Source organism: Pseudomonas sp. M5, from assembly GCF_016907075.1.
GTDB classification, from domain to species: Bacteria; Pseudomonadota; Gammaproteobacteria; order Pseudomonadales; family Pseudomonadaceae; genus Aquipseudomonas; species Aquipseudomonas putida_E.
On the sequence record NZ_JAFBBH010000001.1, the window covers coordinates 94809 to 116378 of the forward strand.

At 62.9% G+C, this 21570-nt stretch carries 19 protein-coding genes; 10 read left to right on the top strand and 9 right to left on the bottom strand.

The genetic code is table 11. From position 1 onward, the window contains the following. Positions 1–5 precede the first annotated feature (5 nt). The gene (locus JOE27_RS00470) at positions 6–2276 is read right to left on the bottom strand and encodes an ATP-binding protein (protein WP_204917530.1); all 2271 of its coding nucleotides are present in this window, start codon (positions 2274–2276) and stop codon (positions 6–8) included. 264 nt (positions 2277–2540) lie between these two features. Between JOE27_RS00470 and JOE27_RS00475 the strand changes: the two genes are divergently transcribed. The 7 genes from JOE27_RS00475 to JOE27_RS00505 all read left to right on the top strand — a co-directional run bounded on the left by JOE27_RS00475 (position 2541) and on the right by JOE27_RS00505 (position 8894). Beyond that, on the top strand, positions 2541–3068 hold the full coding sequence (locus JOE27_RS00475) for a spore coat U domain-containing protein (RefSeq protein ID WP_115275344.1): 528 nt from the start codon (positions 2541–2543) through the stop codon (positions 3066–3068). 29 nt (positions 3069–3097) lie between these two features. Further along, entirely contained in the window at positions 3098–3634 is a 537-nt protein-coding gene (locus JOE27_RS00480) for a spore coat U domain-containing protein (RefSeq protein ID WP_115275343.1), read from the top strand. Between the two features lie 19 nt (positions 3635–3653). Continuing rightward, a complete protein-coding gene (locus JOE27_RS00485) occupies positions 3654–4187 on the top strand; it encodes a spore coat protein U domain-containing protein (RefSeq protein ID WP_115275342.1) in 534 nt (177 codons plus the stop codon). A gap of 9 nt (positions 4188–4196) precedes the next feature. Then, a complete protein-coding gene (locus tag JOE27_RS00490) occupies positions 4197–4700 on the top strand; it encodes a spore coat U domain-containing protein (protein ID WP_115275341.1) in 504 nt (167 codons plus the stop codon). A 43-nt stretch (positions 4701–4743) separates the two neighbouring features. After that, on the top strand, positions 4744–5520 hold the full coding sequence (locus JOE27_RS00495; RefSeq protein ID WP_115275340.1) for a molecular chaperone: 777 nt from the start codon (positions 4744–4746) through the stop codon (positions 5518–5520). Between the two features lie 81 nt (positions 5521–5601). Beyond that, a complete protein-coding gene (locus tag JOE27_RS00500; RefSeq protein WP_239539371.1) occupies positions 5602–7926 on the top strand; it encodes a fimbria/pilus outer membrane usher protein in 2325 nt (774 codons plus the stop codon). Next, a complete protein-coding gene (locus JOE27_RS00505) occupies positions 7923–8894 on the top strand; it encodes a spore coat U domain-containing protein (protein ID WP_204920602.1) in 972 nt (323 codons plus the stop codon). The genes JOE27_RS00500 and JOE27_RS00505 overlap by 4 nt, the downstream gene beginning before the upstream one ends. 58 nt (positions 8895–8952) lie before the next feature. Here the strand turns inward: JOE27_RS00505 and JOE27_RS00510 are convergent, their stop codons facing one another. Further along, positions 8953–10101, bottom strand: coding sequence for a M14-type cytosolic carboxypeptidase (locus JOE27_RS00510; protein WP_161872319.1), 1149 nt, complete (start codon positions 10099–10101; stop codon positions 8953–8955). 328 nt (positions 10102–10429) lie between these two features. On the opposite strand from JOE27_RS00510, the gene JOE27_RS00515 reads away from it, so the two are divergent. After that, a complete protein-coding gene (locus tag JOE27_RS00515) occupies positions 10430–11605 on the top strand; it encodes an MFS transporter (RefSeq protein ID WP_204920603.1) in 1176 nt (391 codons plus the stop codon). Between the two features lie 43 nt (positions 11606–11648). On the opposite strand, the gene JOE27_RS00520 is transcribed toward JOE27_RS00515, so the two are convergent. Together JOE27_RS00520 and JOE27_RS00525 are read right to left on the bottom strand one after the other, a co-directional pair. Next, positions 11649–12164 (bottom strand): DUF4880 domain-containing protein, encoded by a 516-nt coding sequence (locus JOE27_RS00520; protein ID WP_204917532.1) that lies wholly within the window; start codon positions 12162–12164, stop codon positions 11649–11651. A 437-nt stretch (positions 12165–12601) separates the two neighbouring features. Further along, positions 12602–12913, bottom strand: coding sequence for a hypothetical protein (locus JOE27_RS00525; protein WP_204917534.1), 312 nt, complete (start codon positions 12911–12913; stop codon positions 12602–12604). 130 nt (positions 12914–13043) lie between these two features. On the opposite strand from JOE27_RS00525, the gene JOE27_RS00530 reads away from it, so the two are divergent. Next, positions 13044–13706 (top strand): S24 family peptidase, encoded by a 663-nt coding sequence (locus tag JOE27_RS00530; protein ID WP_046787294.1) that lies wholly within the window; start codon positions 13044–13046, stop codon positions 13704–13706. Positions 13707–13739: 33 nt separating this feature from the next. Here the strand turns inward: JOE27_RS00530 and JOE27_RS00535 are convergent, their stop codons facing one another. From JOE27_RS00535 to JOE27_RS00550, 4 genes are read right to left on the bottom strand one after another with little or no spacing between them, the layout of a single operon-like run. Continuing rightward, positions 13740–15692 carry an acetyl/propionyl/methylcrotonyl-CoA carboxylase subunit alpha gene (locus JOE27_RS00535; RefSeq protein ID WP_115275335.1) on the bottom strand — a complete coding sequence of 651 codons (1953 nt, stop codon included), beginning with the start codon at positions 15690–15692 and terminating at the stop codon, positions 13740–13742. After that, positions 15689–16504: a gamma-carboxygeranoyl-CoA hydratase gene (locus JOE27_RS00540; protein WP_161872316.1), complete on the bottom strand. Its 816-nt coding sequence runs from the start codon at positions 16502–16504 to the stop codon at positions 15689–15691. The genes JOE27_RS00535 and JOE27_RS00540 overlap by 4 nt, the downstream gene beginning before the upstream one ends. Positions 16505–16507: 3 nt before the next feature. After that, a complete protein-coding gene (locus JOE27_RS00545) occupies positions 16508–18115 on the bottom strand; it encodes a carboxyl transferase domain-containing protein (RefSeq protein WP_204917536.1) in 1608 nt (535 codons plus the stop codon). Between the two features lie 19 nt (positions 18116–18134). Further along, on the bottom strand, positions 18135–19298 hold the full coding sequence (locus JOE27_RS00550; RefSeq protein ID WP_012313713.1) for an isovaleryl-CoA dehydrogenase: 1164 nt from the start codon (positions 19296–19298) through the stop codon (positions 18135–18137). Positions 19299–19514: 216 nt separating this feature from the next. Here JOE27_RS00550 and JOE27_RS00555 point away from each other — a divergent pair, with 216 nt between their 5' ends. Next, entirely contained in the window at positions 19515–21197 is a 1683-nt protein-coding gene (locus tag JOE27_RS00555; RefSeq protein ID WP_204917539.1) for an AMP-binding protein, read from the top strand. Between the two features lie 86 nt (positions 21198–21283). On the opposite strand, the gene JOE27_RS00560 is transcribed toward JOE27_RS00555, so the two are convergent. Then, the gene (locus tag JOE27_RS00560) at positions 21284–21445 is read right to left on the bottom strand and encodes a hypothetical protein (RefSeq protein WP_012313715.1); all 162 of its coding nucleotides are present in this window, start codon (positions 21443–21445) and stop codon (positions 21284–21286) included. Between the last annotated feature and the right edge of the window lie 125 nt (positions 21446–21570).

Consider the following 21570-nt stretch of genomic DNA (forward strand, 5'->3'; position numbering starts at 1 on the left):
GTGCCTCAGTTTGTTTCTGGATGACGTGGAAGAGTGAAATGGAAGCTGGCGCCTTGGTCGACCTGGCCTTGGGCCCAGACTCGGCCATCATGGCGCTCGATGATCCGCCGCACGCTGGCCAGACCTATTCCGGTGCCCTCGAAATCCTCCATGCGGTGCAGCCGCTGGAACACCCCGAAGAGTTTGTTGGCATAGGCCATGTCGAAGCCCACGCCATTATCGCGAATATAGACTTCGATTTCCTCCGCGTGCTGGTGTGCGCCGATTTCGATGCGCGCAGGTTCGCGGCCACGGGTGTACTTGATAGCGTTGGCGATCAGATTATGCAGCGCCAGGTTGATGAACGCCGGGTCACCGATCACCTTGGGCAGCGGTACGACGTCCCAGACGATCTCGCGCCCTTCATAATCGGGCGCCAGTTCCTGGCGGATGGCTTCTACAAGCGCATTGAGGTCAACATCCGACAGGCGTAGGGCCGAGCGGCCCATCTGCGAGAAGTTGAGCAGGTTATCTACCAGGCTGCCGGCGAACTGCGCAGCTTCCTCGATGTGCTTGAGAAAGCGCCGACCGCGTTCACTCAGGCCCTGGCCTTCGATTTCGCCTAGCAGTTCGGTGTAACCAGCGATATGCCGCAACGGTGCGCGCAGGTCGTGTGACACGCTGTAGCTGAAGGCTTCGAGCTCCTTGTTCGAACGGCGCAGCTCGTTGGCCAGTTGCGCCAGCTCTTCGGCCTTGCGCAGGACAATGCCGAGCACGGCGGTGCGCAGTTCGACCACGCCTTCGATCGTCAGCGGGTCCCACGGCTCGCAGTAGCCGCCCAACTGTTCCTGCCAGTGTTCGAAGCTGTGCCGCGGGTTCAGCGCGCCCTGCGGGCCTATCTGTTTGTCGGGCCGTCCGGCCCAATTGACCGTGCGCACCTGCTCGGGGCGGAACCACAGCAGGTAGTGCGAGTGGATCTGGGAAATGGCCACTGCCAGCACGCCACCGGCATGCTCGGCCAGCTCGGGCAGTTCGTCGATGTCGCGGCACACGTTGTCACTGTGGAACACCGTCTCATCATGACGCTGGGCCAGCCAGTGCACCAGCGCAGTGACCTGCGCTGCCGGCGGCGTCTGGCCAATCAGGTCGCAGCGCTCGGCGGAAATGACCGCTGCGCCGCTTGCCCCGGCGAAGGCCAGCAGCACCTCGGGCTGCGCGCGCAGACCCTCGCTGACACTGTCATGGTCGGCCATCGAGGAGATCATGCGTACGATGTGCTGGCGCAGGTCGAGCAGCTTCCGGGTATTGGCGTGGGCCTCACGCGACTCGATCTGCAGCGACAGCACACTGGCCAGCAGCTCGCAGGCTGTGCGGGTGCGCAGGTCGACCGGTCGAGGTTGCTCGTGGTGGCACGACACCAGCCCCCACAGTTGCCCATCGACCACGATCGACAGTGACATCGACGCCAGGGTACCCATGTTGCGCATGTACTGCAGGTGCACCGGCGACACGCTGCGCAACGCGGCAAAACTCATGTCCAGCGGCTTGCCGGTGCGCGGGTTGGCCGCCGGCACCAGCGGTGAGGCCTGGTAGTCGGCATCTTCGATCACGCGAATGCGGTTGACCCGATAGAGCTCGCGGGCCTGGCGGGGAATGTCCGACGCGGGGAAGCACAAACCCAAGTAGCGTGGATAGCCGGCATCAGCCACTTCAGCGAGCACCTGGCCATTGCCCTCTTTATCGAAGCTGTAGGCCTTTACCCGGCCAAAACCGGTGATTCGCTTTATCTGCAATACAGTCTGCTGCAGCAACGCTTCCAGGGTTGCGGCGTTGTTCAGGCTACTGACGAAACCCCGCACCAGGGGGTAATAATCGCCTTGGTCGACCGGGCCGACAGGCTGACGAACGGGCTCGAACTCAGCGATCAGTACCTGATCATGGCGATGGGTCAGCAGGCGCAGCCGGTCGTTGCAGGGTGCCCCATTGCGCAGGAGCACATCGCCGATGTGGAAGGGGAATACATCGTCGCCGGGCAGGCGCTCAAGATGGGAACGCAGATCGAAACTGTCGCTGACCACGTCGGCGAAGGTGCATCCCACCAGCTCAAGGGCGGGCACACCGAGCCAGCGTTCGACATTGTCGCTGGCCTGGAGGATACGCAGGTCCTGTTCATCCAGCACCAGCAGAAAACCATGTGGCTGGATGCTGCCGGGTACCTGGATCGGCTCCTGGGCGCAGCGTTCCACGGCTTCGGCGAGTGCGATGTCGGTGGTCGTCAATGGATACGCTCCTGTCATGTTCGTCCATGCATGGCGCGCATGCGTCTGATGCGGGCTCGGTGGCTGCTGCGCACCGTAACAGAATGCGCACTGCTTTGCCGGCCTATGGCCATTGGAGGTACTGGAGGCGCTTGGGTTCGATGCCAGCCGAAAATTTCTTTGCTGTGACCGGCTAACGGTCTAACCCTTTGTTGTTACTACCAAAGAATGGCGTGGAGTGGGCACAGGCAGGCCACCGGCTGCTACGCTCAGACTCAGGACGGAAAAACTAGGGACTTGTCAGTGAAGGGACGCTTTGTGGCCGTACTGTGGGGCCTGTTGTTGAGTGGCAGTGCCATGGCAGCGGACTTCCTCGTGGAGGTGCGGGTGCAGGTGCAACGGGGCTGCATGCTGGTCAACCAGCAGCGTGAGGCGGGGGCGCAGGCCCTTGGCCGGATCGACCTGGGCGTTGCCGCACGCCTGGACGGGCCTGATATGCCCTTGAGCGGGGTGCTGCTAAACCAGCGCCCACCGCGACTGGAATGCAACCCCGACACGCCCTACCAGGTACGTGTCGACGGTGGCCAGCACGGTGGTGCCGGTGAACTGCGCTTCTTGGCCAGTAGCGACGCCAGGGCCCGGCCGATTCCCTATCGCCTGTACCGCGACGCGGCCTGGCGCGAGCCTGTGGTCGTGGGCCAGCCCCACGCCGCACGTGTGCCGGACAGCGGTACGGTCGAACTGCCACTGTACGCCCGGATCGACAAACTGGCCTGGGTGCCGCACGCCGGTGTGTACGCCGACCTGCTCAAAGTCACGGTCACCTGGTAGCGGGCCACTATGCACAAGGACGTCACGCCATGAACCGTACATCCATCCTGTTGCTCAGCCTGGGCCCGTTGCTGTTGCCCAGTGGTGCAGCACATGGCACGACCACCGGCTTTATCCAGGCGCGTCTGGTGATCAGCGCAGCGTGCCAGATCAGCAGTGGCGACCAGCCCCCGGCCACACTCGGCAACCCGGGGCTGATGGACTTCGGCGAGCGTGGTCCGAACTGGGACCAGCCGCTGCGCAGCCGGGTTGACGAGGCAGGCGGCGAGGGCAGCTTGCAGATCAGCTGCACGCCCCAGGTCAGGGCCTTCAATGTGCGCATCGACGGCGGCCTCAATGGCAGCGATGGCGTACGGCGGCTCAGCAATGGCCGTGAAATGATCCCCTATCAACTGGCGCTCGACCCAGGCGGTAACAGCCGTTATGGCATCGGCCAGGCGCGTGCCTTCACGATCAGCAGCACCGAACAGATTCCGATTCCCATCTTCGGCGTAGTGGTAGCGCAACCGCGTGCGCTGCCGGCCGGGCTGTACCGCGACACGCTTAGAGTGACTCTGGACTGGTAATTCACGCAAGGAGACCCCGATGCGAACGAACCTCACCCACTGGATGCTCGCTGGCCTTGGCCTGGCGATGGCATGCCACGCCCAGGCCGCTACGGTGACCGGGACCATCAGCTCCACCCTGACATTGACGTCGGCGTGCCAGGTCAATGGCACCACAGGCACCTCGGGGTTGAACTTCGGTACCCTCAGCTTCGGCACCCAAGAGGCGCTGTTCACCACCGCCAACGGTGAGGTGCTCGGTGGCGGCGGCGGTGCGATGAGCATCCTCTGCTCCGCAGGTACGGTGCCAGCCATTCGCGTGCGAGCGGGGGCCAACGACGGTGCATCGGATGGCGGCACCCGGGCGCTGGCAGACGGCAACGGCAACTTCGTGCCTTACGACTTCTATACCGACACCGGGCGCACCCAACTGTTGGACATCGACGGCACCATCACGCTGCCGACCAGCACCGGGGTTGCTCAGACCGTCAACCTCTACGGTCAGGCACGCGGCAAGGCGGGGCTGCCGGCAGGGGTATACACCGATACGGTGGCCGTCGAGCTGTCGTTCTGAGCCGCGGCCATGCGCTATTGGCTGGGTGGCTGCCTTGCAGGCCTGGGTGCGCTGCTGGCGACGCCACTGGATGCCGCAACCAGCAGCACCTTCCAGGTCACGGCGACGATCACCGCAGGCTGCCTGGTGGTGGGCGGCGTCACCCAGTATGGCGTGCTCGACTACGGGACGCAGTCGGCCTTGTCGACCGGGGTCCTCAGTACCTCATTGGGGGGCGCCACAGTGACCTTCCAGTGCACGCCCGGCGTGAGCCTGAGCATGAGCCTGGACGGTGGCCAGAACGTGGTGACCGGCACGCGCTTCCTCAAACGCAGCGGCGGCACGCAGCTGCTGGCCTACCAACTGTACCAGGACGCGGCCTACAGCCAGAGCATCGCAGTGGGCCAGAGCGTGACGCTGAACAACAGCGACCCGACGACGATCAAGCTGTCGGTGTATGGCCGCACGCAGCTCACCGGCCTTGTGCCGGCCGGGACTTACACCGACGTCGTGCAAGTGACGGTGACCTGGTGAAACACCGGGGCCCCTGACAATAAAATAAATCAAGGAGAGCGGTATGCGGGCAAGCGCGAAGTGGGCGCGGGGTTTGATCGGGTCATTGCTGCTGGCGAGCTTGCCGGCGGGGGCTGCCACCTCGGTGCTGATCTGGCCGATAGACCCGGTGCTGGAGGCTGACCAGAAGGCCGGCGCGCTGTGGCTGGAGAACCGTGGCAGCGCTCCGGCGAGCCTACAGGTGCGGGTTTTCGCCTGGCGTCAGGGCGACATGCAGGAGCAGTTCCAGGCCCAGCGGGAGATCATCGGCAGCCCGCCGGTAGCCACCATCGCCCCCGGCCAGAAACAACTGATCCGCCTGACCCGCACTGGCAGCTCACCGGCCGGCCAGGAGCAGGCTTACCGCATCATCATCGACGAAATTCCCTCGCCACTGCCCTCGGACAACGCCAGTCAGGGCGCTACCGCAGCCATCCGCCTGCAGATGCGCTACTCGGTACCGTTGTTCGTCTATGGCGAAGGCTTGTGGGGCAAGCCGGACCCGGAGGGCAAGCGCAGCGCCAGCGGCGTAGGCAAGCCGCAACTGAGCTGGCGGCCGGTGACGGTGCAGGGCAAACCCTATGTAGAACTGCGCAACACCGGCCCGGTGCATGCCCGGCTGACCGATGTGGTGGTGCAGCAGGGCGGCCAGGCAAGGCCACTGGCCGAGGGGCTGCTTGGGTATGTATTGCCCGGGGCCAGCATGCGCTGGCCGGCACCGGTTGCACCGAACAGCAGTGGCGTACTCAAGGGCAGGGTGAACGGTCAGGAGGTGGCCGAAGCGATCCGCCAAGGGCAATGAAACCACTATTGAATGAATGTCAGGGGCCAGGGAGGACCCGGCGATGGTCGGAATGCGTGTGTGAAATGGCTGTCGCAGGCGATGCGCCGCTGGTGCCTGGGGCTCGCGGTAATCGGCCCCGGCCTGGTGGTGGCCGACGAGCTGCCGCCGCCGCCCACCGAGGCCGCCGCCATTGCCGACGCCACACTGTATCTGGACCTGCTGGTGAACCAGGTGCCCAGGGCTGAGCTGGTGCCGGTGCAGCAGCGCGCCGGCGGGCTGTTCCTCGACAGCCAGGTGCTGCGCGCTGCCGGCATCGCCCTGCCGGGCAATCCGCAAGGCGAGGTGGCCCTGGATACCGTCGCGGGCCTGCACAGCGACTACGACAGCCAGAACCAGCGCCTGCTGCTGCAAGTGCCACCGGCCTGGCTCCCGGACCAGCAAGTCGGCGACCGTAACCTGTACCCGGCCAGCGATGCGCGCAGCAGTTTCGGCGCGTTGTTCAACTACGACCTGTACCTCAACGACACCGACGAGGGTGGCACTTACCTGGCTGCGTGGAATGAGCTGCGCCTGTTCGACAGCTGGGGCACCTTTGCCAGCACCGGCCAGTGGCGGCAGTCGTTCAACGGCGCCGCGGCCGACGACAGCCGCCAGGGTTTCCTGCGCTACGACACCACCTGGCGCTTCACCGACGAGCAGCGCCTGCTGACTTACGAAGCGGGCGACTTCGTCACCGGTGCGTTGCCCTGGACCAGTTCGGTGCGGGTAGGCGGCCTGCAGTTGTCGCGTGACTTTGCCGCCCGCCCTGACCTGGTCACTTATCCGTTGCCTGCTTTCGCGGGAGAGGCGGCGGTGCCGACCTCACTGGACCTGTTCATCAACGGCTACAAGTCCAGCACCGCCGAGTTGCAGCCAGGCCCCTACACCCTGACCAACGTGCCGTTCATCAACGGTGCCGGCGAGGCCGTGGTGGTTACCACCGACGCACTTGGGCGCCAGGTTTCCACCACGTTGCCGTTCTACGTCACCAGCAGCCTGCTGCAAAAAGGTCTGTCGGATTTCTCGATGGCCGCCGGCAGCCTGCGCCGAGACTATGCAGTGCGCGACTTCAGCTACGGGCCCGGCGTCGCCTCGGCCAGCCTGCGCCATGGCGTCAGCGATTTCTTTACCCTCGAAAGCCATGTCGAAACCGCAGAGTCGTTGCTGCTTGGCGGTGTGGGCGCGAATGTGCGCCTGGGCACGTTCGGTGTACTGAACGCTGCGACGGCGCAGAGCCAGTACGATGGCGAAAAGGGCCACCAGGTCGCCCTCGGCTATCAGTACAACAGCCAGCGCCTGGGTTTCAGCTATCAGCGCTTGCAGCGTCATGGTGATTACGCCGACCTGAGCCGGGTCGACAGCCTGGACATGCAATTGAGCCAGCGCAGCGAGCAGGTCACCCTGAGCCTGAACCTCGACCGCTTCGGCAGCCTCGGCGCGGGCTACTTCGATGTGCGCGCCGGTGACGGCTCGCGCACCCGGCTGATCAACCTGAGCTGGAGCAAACCGCTTTGGGGCAATAGCAGTGTCTACCTCTCGGCCAACCGTGAGGTCGGCGACAGCCAGTGGGCGGTGCAGGCACAGTGGGTGATCCCGATCGACTTCAGCGGTACCCTTGCCGTGAGCATGGAACGCAGCAAGGAAGGCGAGGACCTGCAGCGGGTCAACTACAGCCGCGCGGTGCCGGTGGGCGGTGGTGTTGGCTACAACCTTGGCTACGCCACTGGGGGTGATCGCGATGCCTACCGCCAGGCCGACGCCACCTGGCGCTTGCAGTCGGTGCAATTGCAGGCCGGCGTGTACGGCAGCAGCGGCGAAATGACCCGCTGGGCCGATGCCAGCGGCTCGCTGGTGTGGATGGACGCCGGGGTGTTCGCCGCCAACCGTATCGACGATGCCTTTGTGGTGGTCAGCACCGGCGGCTATGCCGATGTGCCCGTGCGTTACGAAAACCAGGAGATCGGCCGCACCGACCGCAACGGCCACCTGCTGGTGCCGTACAGCAGCGGCTACTACCGCGGCAAGTACGAGATCGACCCCATGGACCTGCCACCCGATGTGCTCGCGGCGCAGGTGGAGCAGCGGGTCGCGGTACGCCGTGGCAGCGGCTACTTGCTGGAATTCCCGCTCAAGCGCGTGCTGGCGGCGAGCGTCGAGCTGGTCGATGGCAACCAGCAGCCGCTCAAGCTGGGCAGTACGGTCAGCCATCGTGAAAGTGGCAGCCAGGCGGTGGTGGGCTGGGACGGACTGGTGTATCTGGAGAACCTCTCAGCGCACAACCACCTGCAGGTTGGGCTGGAGGGAGGAGGGCAGTGCCAGGTCGAGTTCGACTTGCCGCAGGCAGAAGGCTCCATCCCGTTGATCGGCCCGTTGGTATGCCGATGAGGAGGGGGTTGCTCGGCCTGGTGATCGCAATGCTATGGCTGCCGGCGGGTTCGGTCTGGGCGCTATGCTCGTCCGTCGCGACCGCGCCAGCGGCGTTCGGCACCGTCAACTCAACGCTGGTGCGCACTGCCATCCAGAGTGCTTCCACCATCAATGCGGGTTTGCAGTGCACCGGGTCGTTGTTGTCCCTGCTAGTGAGCAGTGACCACTTCTACCTCACCATTACATCAGCTACCAGCGGGCTGGTGGGGCCGACCGGGGATGTCATCCCGTATACGATCTATGCCAATAATACGACCAGCTACCCCATCACCCGCAGCGCGCAGTTCGACTTCGCACGCAATGGCCTGATCGACGCCCTGGGCCTGCTCAATGGCAATTCCCCGAAGTCTGTGCCGCTGTATCTGAAAACGTCGGTTGGCGCCAACGTGGCCGCCGGCGTCTATACCGAGACGCTGAACCTTGCCTGGGTCTGGAACTATTGCTCGGGCATTGGCTTGGGCAATCTCTGCCTGGGGCGCGACACGGGCGCGGGGAACCAGACCCTCACGGTGACCCTGACGGTAAGTAATGATTGCCAGATCACAACGCCGACCATCAGCTTTGGCAGCGCACCGGTAGTGGCGGGGTTCGGCACGGTTAACCAGAGCGTGAACCTTTCCTGCACCAAGGGCAGTAGCTACACGGTCGGGCTGGATGACGGGCAGAACGCATCTGGCGGGCGTCGGAGGATGAAGTCTGCTGCCAACGACTACCTGGCCTACGACATCTTCAAGAGCGCGGGCGCGGTACGTTGGGGAGCAGTGGGTGGCGCGCGGCGTTCCAGCAGCGATGCCAACGTCAACCCTGGGGTGGGGACTGGCACCGGTAGCCAGGTGTTCAACTACAACGCCAAGGTCTATACCGACCAGGCGACACCGCCGGCGGCGACCTATACCGACAATGTGATACTCGATGTGCAGTTTTGACCGGGTATGTCTGCGCCGGCCTCTTCGCGGGCTTGCCCCGCGAGAAGGCCGGCACTGATCAGCGCAAATCGTCAGCCATCTTCAGCAAGGTCTCCAGCACCGCCCCTGCCAATGCCTTGGACCGCTCTCCCGACCAGCCGGTCACCGGGTTGGGCGCATCGTCATGGTCCTTGAACGGCATCTCAAGGGTCAGCGACAGGCAGTCGTACGCCATGCCCACCGCATTGCACGCCAGTGTCGTATTGGCCTGCCCCGGCTCATCGCGGGTATAGCCATACTTGGTCTGGAAGTCAGGCGTAACGCTGCACAAGGTGCTGCGGAACTGCTCCTCAAGCTTGGCCAGGCGTGGCGTGTACCCCGGGTTACCCTCACACGCTGCGGTGAACACGTGCGGGATTTCTTCATCCCCATGCACATCGATGAACGCATCCACCCCGTACTGCTTCATCTGCGCCTGGGCAAAGAACACCTCCGGGCTAGCCTCGACGCTGGCATCCTGCCAGGCCCGGTTGAGGTCCTGGCCTTTGAAGTTGGTGCGCAGGTGGCCGAGGAAGGCGCCATCCGGGTTCATGTTTGCGATCAGGTACAGGTCAGCCTTGGCCAGCAATTGCTGGACGACGGCGTCATTGGCTTGAAGACGGTCGATCACCCCCTCCATGAACCACTCGGCCATGTGCTCGCCCGGGTGCTGCTGGGCGATCAGCCAGAGCTTGCGTTTGCCTGCGGCTCCGTCGCCTGCGCGCAACAGCGGAATGTCGCGGCCCTGCACGCTGCGGCCATGGGCCAGCAGTTCGACACCGGGAATCTGCTGGGCACGCTCGATCAACTGGTTGTGGCGCGCACGCGGGTAGGGCTCGAAGTAGGCGAACCAGATCTGCTCCTGCTCGGCTTTCACTTCGAAGGCCAGTGCCTTGCCATCGAACTGGCTGGGCACACGGAACCAGGTTTGCTGGTCGTACGAAGCCACGGCGTTATAGCCGGCCCAGGCGTTCTTGTAGGAAGACTCGCTGGCGTTGTCCAGGCTGAAGCGATGGACCTGACCGGGCGTGAGGCCGCTGACCTTGAAGTGGAACCACTGGAAGTGGCCGCTGTGGGTGTCCGGGCGAATGGCCAGGTGGACCTGGGCAGGGTTACTGGCATCCAGGACCTGGATGTTGCCGGAATCGAAAGCGCAGTCGATCTGCAGAGGGGACAGCGTCACGGTCATTGGCGTGGCTCCTTGGGCTTTGTTGTGGGGGTACTGTACACCCCTCGTGGGGGAGGCTGTGTACAAAAAACAGCACCCTCAATGATTTCCTATTGTTGGGAAGTTAATTGCAGGCTGATTAAGCAGTTGATAGATCGAACTGGAATGGGCGGGGCAGGACGGACTAGTACGATGTTGGGTTCAAGAATCCTACACGTTTTTAGGGTATTTCATTCAGTAATCCCGCTTGTGTGTATTGCCTGTGTGGGTTCGTATATGCATTGAAAAAATAGTGGAACGGTTAGGCGTGTTGGCCAGCGCCTTGTCGTCAGTAACCGGAGTGGGTGGCGTGCCTGCAAAAACATCTTCCCTTTCGATTTTGCTCATTCTTATCAGTCTGCTGGGTGTATTCCCACTCGACGTCATTTTGCCTTCTGTTCCGCAGATGGCTGAGTATTTTGCAGTCGATACAAAGCGCATTGCCTATTCAGTGAGTTTATTTGCGCTGGGTGTGGCTCTATCCCAAGCGGTGATCGGCCCGCTTTCCGATTGTGTGGGAAGAAAACGCTTGCTGATCGCTGGGCTCTTGGTAGGCATCGCAGGGGCAATCGGCTGCATGCGCACCACTCACTATGAGACCTTCATGGTGTTTCGCCTGTTGCAGGCCATGGGCTGTGGCTGTTTCGTACTAAGCCAAGCGCTGGTGCAGGATAGTTACAGTGGCCAGCAGCGCAATGCGATGCGAATTCTGCTGACCAGTGCAAGCGGCGTCTTTATCGCGTTGTCGCCGTTAGCAGGCAGCGTGCTTCAGCAATATTGGGGGTGGCAGGGGAGTTTTCAGGCATTTGTCATGCTTGCAGTATTGGTGCTGTTACTTTGTTTGATGTTATTGGGTGAAGATAGAGCCTCTCGCTATCGGGGAGGTTTTTTGCTTGGCTATTGCCAGATTCTGAAGGATAGAAAGTTTCTTGTGTATTCGATCTTCTCCTGTTTGGCATTTGCCTGTCACTTTTCATTTGTTGTCGTATCCCCCTTGTTGCTGATGGGGCCGCTAGGGTTGACGGAGTTCGCCTTCTCCATGGTGTTCCTCTTGTATGGGTTGGCCTACATGGTCGGCGGTGTAGTTGCCAATTCGCTGAATCGAAGTATGAGTACACAGGCGCAGATTGGTTGTGGATTTGCACTGATAGGCACCGCTGGCATTGCCCTGCGCCTTGCCATTTCAAGCGGTGCACTGGTGCTCATCGATCTTGTATTGCCATTAACCTTATGCACAATCGGCACGACGATCGTCCGCCCGGCTGCAACCACGTACGCACTCAGTCGGCATCCCGATCGCGCAGGGGCTGCTGCATCGGTCAGCAACAAATTGCTCTATGCGTGCGGTGGGGGCGTTAGCCTGCTGGTGGCTTCATCAGGAGAGGTGAGTTTGGCAATGCATCTGGCAGTGAGTTTTATAGCCTCTTGCCTATCAGGCTGGTTGCTCCTTGCCTGCGTGTCCGGGCTATTCGGACATAAGCCTTGATTTGGCAGGGGTACTGGCTTTGCATCCTGCCGACCCTGACGGCTTACGCCCAGTAGCCAAACAGCATTAGCGCCGCCACGCCCAGCCCTACCGCAATCGAACACCCACCCAACGAAATCGCCGCTCGCCCTTGCCGATACCAGCCATCGTGCCCCAGCTCCCTCGCTGGGGCGAGCAGGCTGCGCCAGCGCAGTTCGGTGTCATGGAAGGCTTGCAGGTGCGCTGCATCGGCGTCCAGCCAGCGCCGAAAATCAATGCGCTCGCAGGTGGTGACCTCAGGGCTCTGCAACCGTACATACCATTGGCTGGCAGCGCTGGCCACAGCATCACCGTGCGGGCGGGCCGTTTGCAGGGCCTGGTTCATGTGCCGTTCGATGCTCAGCAAGGGCAAGTCGAGGCGCCTGGCGATGCCGGCGAAGTCCAGCTGGTCCAGGCGATTGAGCAGGAACACTTGCTGAACGCGGCGTGGCAAGCGCTTGAGCCCGTGCAGCAGGGCATCCTCGGCGTCGTGGCCGGTAGCGGGCGTTGGGTGCTCAAAAGGCAGCAGCAGGCGGCTCATGGTCAGCTCCTTGCTCAAGAGTAGGGGTGGGGGCATCTTCCGTGATGCGAAACCAGCTTAGTAGAAACGAGATTGATTCTCAAGTGCTGATTCCGCAAAGTTTTGTAATGAGCGTTCACGCCCTGACACACTTTTGCTATCATCGCGGCCATCAAAGATCTTCATTAGCCTGAAGAGCCAAAAAAAAAGACCCGGCAAAAAGCCGGGTCAAAAACCGTGATTAGCCTGATGAGGAGATAATCTGAGAGCGACCTAAGCTCCAGGTTATCCAGCAGATCTCGCGATCAGCTGAGTGCAATAATAATCGTTATCATTTGCCAGTCAAATGATTTTTCACCTATCCGGTAAAAACTTTTGCTGGAGCACTCCCTTGTCCCGGCAATCGGGGCCCCTTGCCGTTACCTGGCCACCACGTCTCTCCCTATTCCAGTTCCAGTCTAAAGACCGCTCTGCACGGTCCACTTGTGCTCCAGCAGCGCCCTGGCCATGTCCATCATGTGCATCAGTGCAAAGGTCAGCTCGCGGTGGCTGCCTTCCTGATGGGTGGCGGTTTCATGGGCGGTGGCGGCCGCGCAGCGCAGCAGCGCGATGGCGTGCTCCTGGGCCTGGTCTGCGGTGACGCCTTCGTGGAGTGTCCAGATCTTGTTGTCGATGCTGGGGCGCGGCGGGTTGGGGTTGAGGTAGTAGTCGAGGGCGCGGCGGGCTGCTTCGCTGTCGAGTTCTGTTTCGTCGTTTTTCGGTGGTTTCATCGCGATACCTTCTGATTTCCCTTCAAACACAATGAAATCAGAGCATAGGTCAATCTGTACTATTAATCCTGTCACAAATAATTCAGAGTGTGTATTGAAGCGGCTAATACAGTCCGTATTGTTGCCGCTCATGGAAAACTGGAACGCATTTCTCAAGCGCTACAAGCGCGAACATAATCTCAGCCAGCTCAAGCTGGCCGAACGTCTGGGCATGACTCAGGGCGGCGTGGGCCATTGGCTGCGTGGGACGCGGCGGCCAACGCTGATCACCATCAACGAGAAACTGGAAAAGCTCGGGTTGGTGTACCTGGAGGCCCAGGTCATGGTGGTTGAACGTGAGGTCAATGACCTCACGCGTGAATCCAGGGGCACCTACGGCCCCGCACGGCCTTTGTCGGTTGAGGCGCTGCGTTATGCAAGCTTCCGTTTCCCTGTGCTGAGCTGGGCTGATCTGCAGGGGCCTTTACCTGAAAAGAGCGACCTGCACGAACAGACTGACTATATGCCGGCGGGTAATGCATTTTGGCTGGCAGTGGAAAACGACTCGATGAACGCCGCCAGTGGCAAGAGCGTGCCGGAAGGTATGCGTATCCTGATCGATACGGGGCTTGAGGCGCAGCCGGGCAAGTTGGTGATTGCCAGGCAGCCGGGGCGCTTGGCGGTCTTGCGGCAATTGATCGAAGAGGGTGGGGAGCGGATGCTCAAGCCCCTGAATACCCGTTATCCGACGGTTTTGTGTGAGCCAGGGTGTGAGTTTCTCGGGGTGGTTGTGCGGGTGCACGGCTCCTTCTAGATTGCTGGGGCCGCAAAGCGGCCCTTGCTTGCATCACTCCACCAGTTCGACCAGCACCGTCCCTTCGCTGACCATATCCCCTTCCTGGCAAAACAACGCCTTCACCGTCCCACCCTGCGGAGCGCGGATGCTGTGTTCCATTTTCATCGCCTCCAGCACCACCAGCGCAGTCCCTGCTTCCACCGCCTGGCCCGGCTCCACCAGTACCCGCACGATGCTGCCATTCATGGGCGCGCCCAGCCCGCCCTGATGGCTGTGGCTGGCTTCGGCCTCGGCGATCGGGTCGAAGGCCTCGATGGCATGCATTTCACCATCCCAGCGCAGGTATAGCGTGCCACCGCGGCGCACTGCCAGGTAACGCCTGCGCACGCCGCCTTGATCATGCCCGAGCTGTTCGCCGTCCAGCTGCCAGGCCAAAGTAGCACCGTGCTCAAGGGTAACTGCCTGGCTTTCGCCGCCGCTGCGTAAATGCAGGCTGCTGTGCGCTGGCAGGCCCAGGCGCAAACCCGTGCGCTCAGCCCAGGGAGAGCGGTCATCGTCGTCACGCTGATGCGGCGCCTGGCCCTGCAGCCAGGCTTCTCCTGCGGCTTGCCAGAAGCCTGCGGGCAATGGCTGCGGTACCGGCAGCAGTACCTCCTGATGACGTGGAATAAAGCCTGTATCCAGCTCGGCCGCCGCAAATGCGGGATGGGCGAGGATGCGGCGCAGGAAGGCAATGTTGGTCTTCAGCGCGCCGATGGCGAACTCGTCCAGCATCGCCAGCAAGCGCAGGCGTGCCTGTTCACGGTTTTCGCCCCAGGCGATCAGCTTGCCCAGCATGGGGTCATAAAAGGATGAGACCTGGTCTCCCTCGCTTACCCCGCTGTCCACCCGGCGACCTTCGCCAGGTGCCGACTCGCGGTACAGCGTCAGGGTGCCTGTGGCCGGCAGAAACTCATTGCCCGGATCTTCGGCATACAGGCGCACCTCGATGGCATGGCCGATCAGCGGCACCTGCGCCTGGGTAATCGGCAGCGGCTCGCCGCAGGCGACGCGGATCTGCCAGGCCACCAGGTCCAGGCCGGTGATAGCTTCGGTCACCGGGTGCTCTACCTGCAGGCGGGTATTCATCTCCATGAAGAAGAACTCGCCACGGGCATCGAGCAGAAACTCCACGGTGCCGGCACCGACATAACCGATGGCCTGGGCGGCGCGCACCGCCGCTTCGCCCATGGCCCGCCGCAATTCAGGGGAGAGCCCCGGCGCAGGCGCTTCCTCGACCACTTTCTGATGGCGGCGCTGGATCGAGCAGTCGCGCTCATTAAGGTACAGGCAGTTGCCGTGCTGATCGGCGAACACCTGGATCTCGACGTGGCGGGGCTTGAGCACGTACTTTTCCACCAGCATGCGCGCATCGCCGAACGACGACTGCGCTTCACGCTGGGCCGAGGCGAGGGCATCGGCCAGCTGGCTTTCTTCCTCCACCACTTTCATGCCCTTGCCGCCGCCCCCGGCGCTGGCCTTGAGCAGCACCGGGTAGCCGATGCGCTCGGCGGCGGCGCGGAAGGTTTCCAGGTCCTGGGCGTCGCCGTGGTAACCCGGCACCAGCGGTACGCCGGCCGCTTCCATCAGCGCCTTGGCTGCCGATTTGCTGCCCATTGCATCAATGGCGCTGGCCGGCGGGCCAAGGAAGATCAGCCCGGCGTCTTCGATGGCTCGGGCAAACCCTGCGTTTTCCGAAAGAAAGCCGTAGCCTGGGTGAATGGCCTGGGCGCCGCTGGCTTTGGCCGCAGCGAGCAATTTGTCGATCACCAGGTAACTGTCAGCGGCTTTGCTGCCACCCAGGTCGACACGGATATCCGCTTCGCGGCTGTGGCGGGCATCGCGGTCGGTGGCGCTGTGCACGGCCACGGTGGTCAGGCCCATGGCCTTGGCGGTGCGCATCACCCGGCAGGCGATTTCGCCACGGTTGGCGACCAGCAGCGTGGTCAATGGCGGGCGGCTCATGGGCGCGGCTCCTTGTTGGGCTCGGTTTGCCAGGCGGGGCGACGTTTTTCCAGGAAGGCGCGCAGGCCCTCCTGGCCTTCGGCGCTGACACGGATACGGGCAATGGCGTTTTCACAGTAGCGGCGCAGGGCAGGGCTGAGCTCACCGTCATCGACTTCGCGCAGCAGGTCCTTGGTGGCGCGCAGTGCCTGCGGGCTGTTTTGCAAGAGGTTGTCCACCCAGGCCTGTACCTGCACTTGCAGCTCACTGGCCGGGTACACCTCTGCCAACAGCCCCAGTTCCCGGGCCCGTACGCCGCTGAAGCGTTCGGCGGTCAGGGCATAACGGCGCGCGGTACGCTCACCGATGGCCTTGACCACGAACGGGCTGATCACCGCCGGGGCCAGGCCAATGCGCACTTCGGACAGGCACAGCTGTGCATCCTCGGCGCCGATGGCCATGTCGCAGCAACTGATCAACCCCAGGGCGCCGCCAAAGGCCGCGCCTTGCACCACGGCCAGGGTGGGTACCTTCAAGCGGTGCAGGGCGTACATCAGTTCGCCCAGTTCACGGGCGTCATCCAGGTTGGTGTTGAAATCCAGCTGTGCCGACTGCTGCATCCACGCCAGGTCTGCGCCGGCGCTGAAATGCCGGCCACGGCCGCGCAGCAGCATGAAGCGCAGGCTGGCGTCGTCGGCCAGCTGGCCGAGGGCGACGATCAGCTCGCGGATCATCTGTGCATTGAAGGCGTTGTTCTTGTCCTCGCGGCTCAGCCACAGGGTGGCGAAGCCGCGCGGGTCGCGGATCACTTCGAGGGTGCTGAAATCGCTCATGGGTCACATCCGGAAAATGCCGAAGCGGCTCTGTTCGATCGGTGCGTTCAGCGCGGCGGACAACGCCAGGCCTAGCACGTCGCGGGTCTGCGCCGGGTCGATGACGCCGTCGTCCCATAGCCGGGCGCTGGAATAGTAGGGGTGACCCTGGTGTTCGTACTGGTCGAGAATGGGCTGCTTGAGCCTGGCCTCATCCTCGGCGCTGAAGGCCTGGCCGCTGCGTTCGCTCTGCTCGCGCTTGACCTGGGCCAGCACCCCGGCGGCCTGTTCGGCCCCCATCACGCCAATCCGCGCATTGGGCCACATCCACAGGAAGCGCGGATCATAGGCGCGGCCACACATGCCGTAGTTGCCAGCGCCAAAGCTGCCACCGATGATCACCGTAAATTTCGGCACCTGGGCGCAGGCCACGGCGGTGACCAGCTTGGCGCCGTGCTTGGCGATGCCGCCTTCTTCGTATTTCTTGCCGACCATGAAGCCGGTGATGTTCTGCAGGAACAGCAGCGGGATGCCGCGTTGGCAGGCCAGTTCGATGAAGTGCGCGCCTTTTTGCGCGGCTTCGGCGAACAGGATGCCGTTGTTGGCCAGTATCGCCACCGGGTAGCCGTGCAGGTGGGCAAAGCCGCACACCAGTGTGGTGCCGAACAGTGCCTTGAATTCATCGAAACCCGACCCGTCGACCAGACGCGCAATCACCTCACGCACATCGAACGGTTGCTTGGCGTCAGCCGGCACCACGCCGTACAGCTCTTGGACGGCATACAGCGGCGCAACCGGCGCCTGGCGTTGCAGCTTGCCGAGCTTGTACCAGTTGAGGTTGGCCACGCTGCGCCGGGCCAGGGCCAGGGCGTGTTCATCATTGTCGGCATAGTGGTCAGCCACGCCGCTGGTGCGGCAATGCACATCGGCACCGCCGAGTTCTTCGGCGCTCACCACCTCACCCGTCGCGGCTTTCACCAGTGGCGGGCCCGCCAGGAAGATGGTCGCCTGCTGACGGACCATGATCGCTTCGTCGGCCATGGCCGGCACATAGGCGCCGCCTGCGGTGCACGAGCCCATGACCACGGCGATCTGCGGGATGCCCAGCGCGCTCATGTTGGCCTGGTTGAAGAAGATCCGCCCGAAGTGCTCGCGGTCCGGGAACACTTCATCCTGGCGCGGCAGGTTGGCGCCGCCCGAGTCCACCAGGTAGATGCACGGCAGGCGGTTCTGCTGGGCGATGGTTTGCGCACGCAGGTGCTTTTTGACCGTCAGCGGGTAGTACGAACCGCCTTTTACGGTGGCGTCGTTGGCGACGATCATGCATTCCACGCCTTCGACACGGCCGATGCCCGCGATGACGCCGGCAGCGGGCACGTCTTCGCCGTACACCTCATGGGCGGCCAGCTGGCCGATTTCGAGAAATGGCGAGCCCGGGTCCAGCAGACGATCGATACGCTCACGCGGCAGCAGTTTGCCCCTGGAGGTGTGCCGTTCTTGGGCCTTGGGCCCGCCGCCTTGTGCAATGTGGGCGAGCAGGCCGCGCAGGGCCTGGACCTGTTCGAGCATGGCCGCGCTGTTGCCGGCGAATTCCGCCGAACGCGGGTTGATCTGGGTGTGCAAGGTAGCCATGTGCGCCCGTCCCTTGTGCTCAGCGGGTTTCGTTGAACAGTTCGCGGCCGATCAGCATCCTGCGGATTTCGCTGGTGCCGGCGCCGATCTCGTACAGCTTGGCGTCGCGCAGCAAGCGGCCCGCCGGGAATTCATTGATGTAGCCGTTGCCGCCGAGAATCTGGATCGCTTCCAGGGCCATCTGCGTGGCGCGCTCCGCGGTGTACAGGATCACCCCGGCGGCGTCCTTGCGTGTGGTCTCGCCACGGTCGCAGGCCTGGGCCACGGCGTACAGGTAGGCGCGGCTGGCGTTCAGTTGGGTGTACATGTCGGCGATCTTGCCCTGGATCAACTGGAACTCACCGATGCTCTGGCCGAACTGCTTGCGGTCGTGGATGTACGGGACCACCAGGTCCATGCAGCTTTGCATAATGCCGGTGGGGCCACCGGAGAGCACCACGCGCTCGTAGTCCAGGCCGCTCATCAGTACGCGCACGCCGCCGTTGAGCTGGCCGAGGATGTTTTCTTCCGGCACTTCGACGTCATCGAAAAACAGCTCGCAGGTGTTGGAGCCACGCATGCCCAGCTTGTCGAACTTGTTGCTGCGGCTGAAGCCTTGCCAGTCGCGCTCGACGATGAACGCAGTGATGCCGTGGGCGCCCTTGTCCAGGTCGGTCTTGGCGTAGATCACGTAGGTGTTGGCATCCGGGCCATTGGTGATCCAGGTCTTGCTGCCGTTGAGCACGTAGCGGTCGCCGCGCTTTTCGGCGCGCAGTTTCATCGACACCACGTCGGAGCCAGCGTTTGGCTCGCTCATGGCCAGCGCGCCGATGTGTTCACCGCTGATCAGCTTGGGCAGGTACTTGAGCTTCTGCTCATGGGTGCCGTTGCGGTTGATCTGGTTGACGCACAGGTTGGAGTGGGCGCCGTAGGACAGCGCCACCGAGGCTGAGCCACGGCTGATTTCTTCCATCGACACCACGTGGGCCAGGTAGCCCAGGCCGGCGCCGCCGTATTCTTCCGGTACCGTGATGCCCAGCAGGCCCATGTCGCCAAACTTGCGCCACATGTCGGCAGGGAAAAGGTTGTCGTGGTCGATCTGTGCGGCGCGTGGCGCCAGCTCGGCGGCGACGAAGGTGCGCACCTGGTCACGGAGCATGTCGATGGTTTCGCCCAGGGCGAAGTTCAGGGAGGGGTAATGCATGGGGCACCTTCTTGTTCTTGAAATTAGGAAACACCGTAGCTCAGCAAGCGGTAGCCATTGGCTATGAGCGCTATGTCGTTTTCACCTTTACGTTAACGTAAACCTGCGGTCCGCCGGTGTCAATCCGGTCATCACCTTTACGTAAACGTAAATCTGCGCCACAGTATTTGTCGCTTGCTTGAGCCGTGCCCAGAACAACCACAAGAAGGGACACCCATGAGTCAACCCAGCTACACCCAAGGTCGTCAGGACCAACCCTTGCTGACCCTGACCATTGGCCAGGCCTTCGATGCGACCGTGGCCCGTTACGCCGATGGCGAAGCGTTGGTGGTGCGCCAGCAGGGCCTGCGTTTCACCTGGCAGCAGTTGGCCGAACAGGTCGATGTCCATGCCCGGGCGTTGATGGCCCTGGGTGTCGACAGGGGGGACCGGGTCGGCATCTGGTCACCCAACTGCGCCCAGTGGTGCATCCTGCAGCTGGCCAGCGCCAAGGTCGGTGCGATTCTGGTCAATATCAACCCGGCCTACCGGGTGGGCGAGCTGGAGTACGTGTTGCGCCAGTCCGGCTGCCGCTGGCTGGTGTGCGCCGATGCCTTCAAGACGTCCGATTACCATGCCATGGTCAAGGAGCTGATACCGGGGCTGGCTGCAGTGGTGCCCGGTGACTTGGCCAGCGAGCGCCTGCCCGAGCTGCGCGGGGTGATCAGCCTGGCCGGCAACCCGCCCGCAGGTTTTCTGGCGTGGCATGCGCTTGGCGAGCGGGCAGGGGAGACGGCTGTTGAGGCTTATCAGGCCCGCCAGCGCAGCCTGCAGTTCGATCAGCCGGTGAACATCCAGTACACCTCCGGCACCACTGGCGCGCCCAAGGGGGCGACGCTCAGTCATTACAACATCCTCAACAACGGTTTCATGGTTGGCGAAAGTCTGGGCCTGACCAGCACCGACCGCATGGTGATCCCGGTACCGCTGTACCACTGCTTCGGCATGGTCATGGCCAACCTTGGTTGCATCACCCATGGCAGCACCATGATCTACCCCAGCGACGCCTTCGATGCCGAGCTCACTCTGCGTGCGGTCGCCGAGGAGCGCGCCAGCATCCTCTATGGCGTGCCGACCATGTTCATCGCCATGCTTGACCACCCGTCGCGCCAGCACCTGGACCTTTCGACCCTGCGCAGCGGCATCATGGCCGGTGCCACCTGCCCGATCGAGGTCATGCGCCGGGTCATCGACCAACTGCACATGGCCCAGGTGCAAATTGCCTATGGCATGACCGAAACCAGCCCGGTGTCCCTGCAGACCGGCCCCGACGATGACCTGGAGCTGCGCGTGACCACGGTTGGCCGCACCCAGCCCCAGCTGGAGACCAAACTGGTGGATGCCGACGGCTGCATCGTGCCCAGGGGCGAGATCGGCGAATTGTGCACCCGTGGCTACAGCGTGATGCTCGGTTACTGGGATAACCCGCAGGCCACGGCGGATGCCATCGATCCTGCAGGGTGGATGCACTCGGGCGACCTGGCGGTGATGGATGAAGATGGCCATGTGCGCATCGTCGGGCGCAACAAGGACATGATCATTCGCGGTGGCGAAAACATTTATCCGCGCGAGCTCGAGGAGTTCTTCTATACCCACCCTGCAGTGGCGGACGCCCAGGTGATCGGCATCCCGTGCGATAGGTATGGCGAGGAAGTGGTGGCCTGGATCAAGTTGCATCCCGGCCACAGCGCAACGGCTGAAGAGTTGCAGGGCTGGTGCAAGGCGCGCATCGCGCACTACAAGGTGCCACGGCACTTCTGTTTCGTTGACGAGTTTCCCATGACGGTGACCGGCAAGGTGCAGAAGTTCAAGATGCGCGAAATTAGCGCGGCCACGCTTTCAGCAGTACCCGCTGGGTAATTCAGCCAGGGTGCTGGCCGCGCCGGGTATTACCCGTGCACGGCCGGCAGCATCGTTGCAGGTGCATCGCTTTCCCTCGTCTATCCTTAAGCCTTCACCGGTGGCTCCTGGCTCGGCGGGTCGCCGACCGTCGGCGGCTCGGTCGGCTTGATCGGCAGCTCGTCCGGGTCCTCTTCCGGCACGGGCGGCGGCAGGCTCGGGTCGTCGATGTTGGGGTCGGGTGTCTCTGGTGGAATGGGAATGTTCATGGCCTGACCTCGCAGGGTGAATGAGAGGGTGGTGCAGGCTTTGATACGTGGCTGCGCCGTTTGCTCAATTTTTTTGAACCCCCTGCGTGGACGATGGCTCTGAACCCTTACCGCCAATGCCAACA

Coding starts and splice junctions, on each gene's coding strand:
- JOE27_RS00470 (WP_204917530.1), bottom strand. CDS start 2,276: ATGACAGGAGCGTATCCATTGACGACCACCGACATCGCACTCGCCGAA.
- JOE27_RS00480 (WP_115275343.1), top strand. CDS start 3,098: ATGAACCGTACATCCATCCTGTTGCTCAGCCTGGGCCCGTTGCTGTTG.
- JOE27_RS00485 (WP_115275342.1), top strand. CDS start 3,654: ATGCGAACGAACCTCACCCACTGGATGCTCGCTGGCCTTGGCCTGGCG.
- JOE27_RS00490 (WP_115275341.1), top strand. CDS start 4,197: ATGCGCTATTGGCTGGGTGGCTGCCTTGCAGGCCTGGGTGCGCTGCTG.
- JOE27_RS00495 (WP_115275340.1), top strand. CDS start 4,744: ATGCGGGCAAGCGCGAAGTGGGCGCGGGGTTTGATCGGGTCATTGCTG.
- JOE27_RS00500 (WP_239539371.1), top strand. CDS start 5,602: ATGCGCCGCTGGTGCCTGGGGCTCGCGGTAATCGGCCCCGGCCTGGTG.
- JOE27_RS00505 (WP_204920602.1), top strand. CDS start 7,923: ATGAGGAGGGGGTTGCTCGGCCTGGTGATCGCAATGCTATGGCTGCCG.
- JOE27_RS00510 (WP_161872319.1), bottom strand. CDS start 10,101: ATGACCGTGACGCTGTCCCCTCTGCAGATCGACTGCGCTTTCGATTCC.
- JOE27_RS00520 (WP_204917532.1), bottom strand. CDS start 12,164: ATGAGCCGCCTGCTGCTGCCTTTTGAGCACCCAACGCCCGCTACCGGC.
- JOE27_RS00525 (WP_204917534.1), bottom strand. CDS start 12,913: ATGAAACCACCGAAAAACGACGAAACAGAACTCGACAGCGAAGCAGCC.
- JOE27_RS00530 (WP_046787294.1), top strand. CDS start 13,044: ATGGAAAACTGGAACGCATTTCTCAAGCGCTACAAGCGCGAACATAAT.
- JOE27_RS00535 (WP_115275335.1), bottom strand. CDS start 15,692: ATGAGCCGCCCGCCATTGACCACGCTGCTGGTCGCCAACCGTGGCGAA.
- JOE27_RS00540 (WP_161872316.1), bottom strand. CDS start 16,504: ATGAGCGATTTCAGCACCCTCGAAGTGATCCGCGACCCGCGCGGCTTC.
- JOE27_RS00545 (WP_204917536.1), bottom strand. CDS start 18,115: ATGGCTACCTTGCACACCCAGATCAACCCGCGTTCGGCGGAATTCGCC.
- JOE27_RS00550 (WP_012313713.1), bottom strand. CDS start 19,298: ATGCATTACCCCTCCCTGAACTTCGCCCTGGGCGAAACCATCGACATG.
- JOE27_RS00555 (WP_204917539.1), top strand. CDS start 19,515: ATGAGTCAACCCAGCTACACCCAAGGTCGTCAGGACCAACCCTTGCTG.
- JOE27_RS00560 (WP_012313715.1), bottom strand. CDS start 21,445: ATGAACATTCCCATTCCACCAGAGACACCCGACCCCAACATCGACGAC.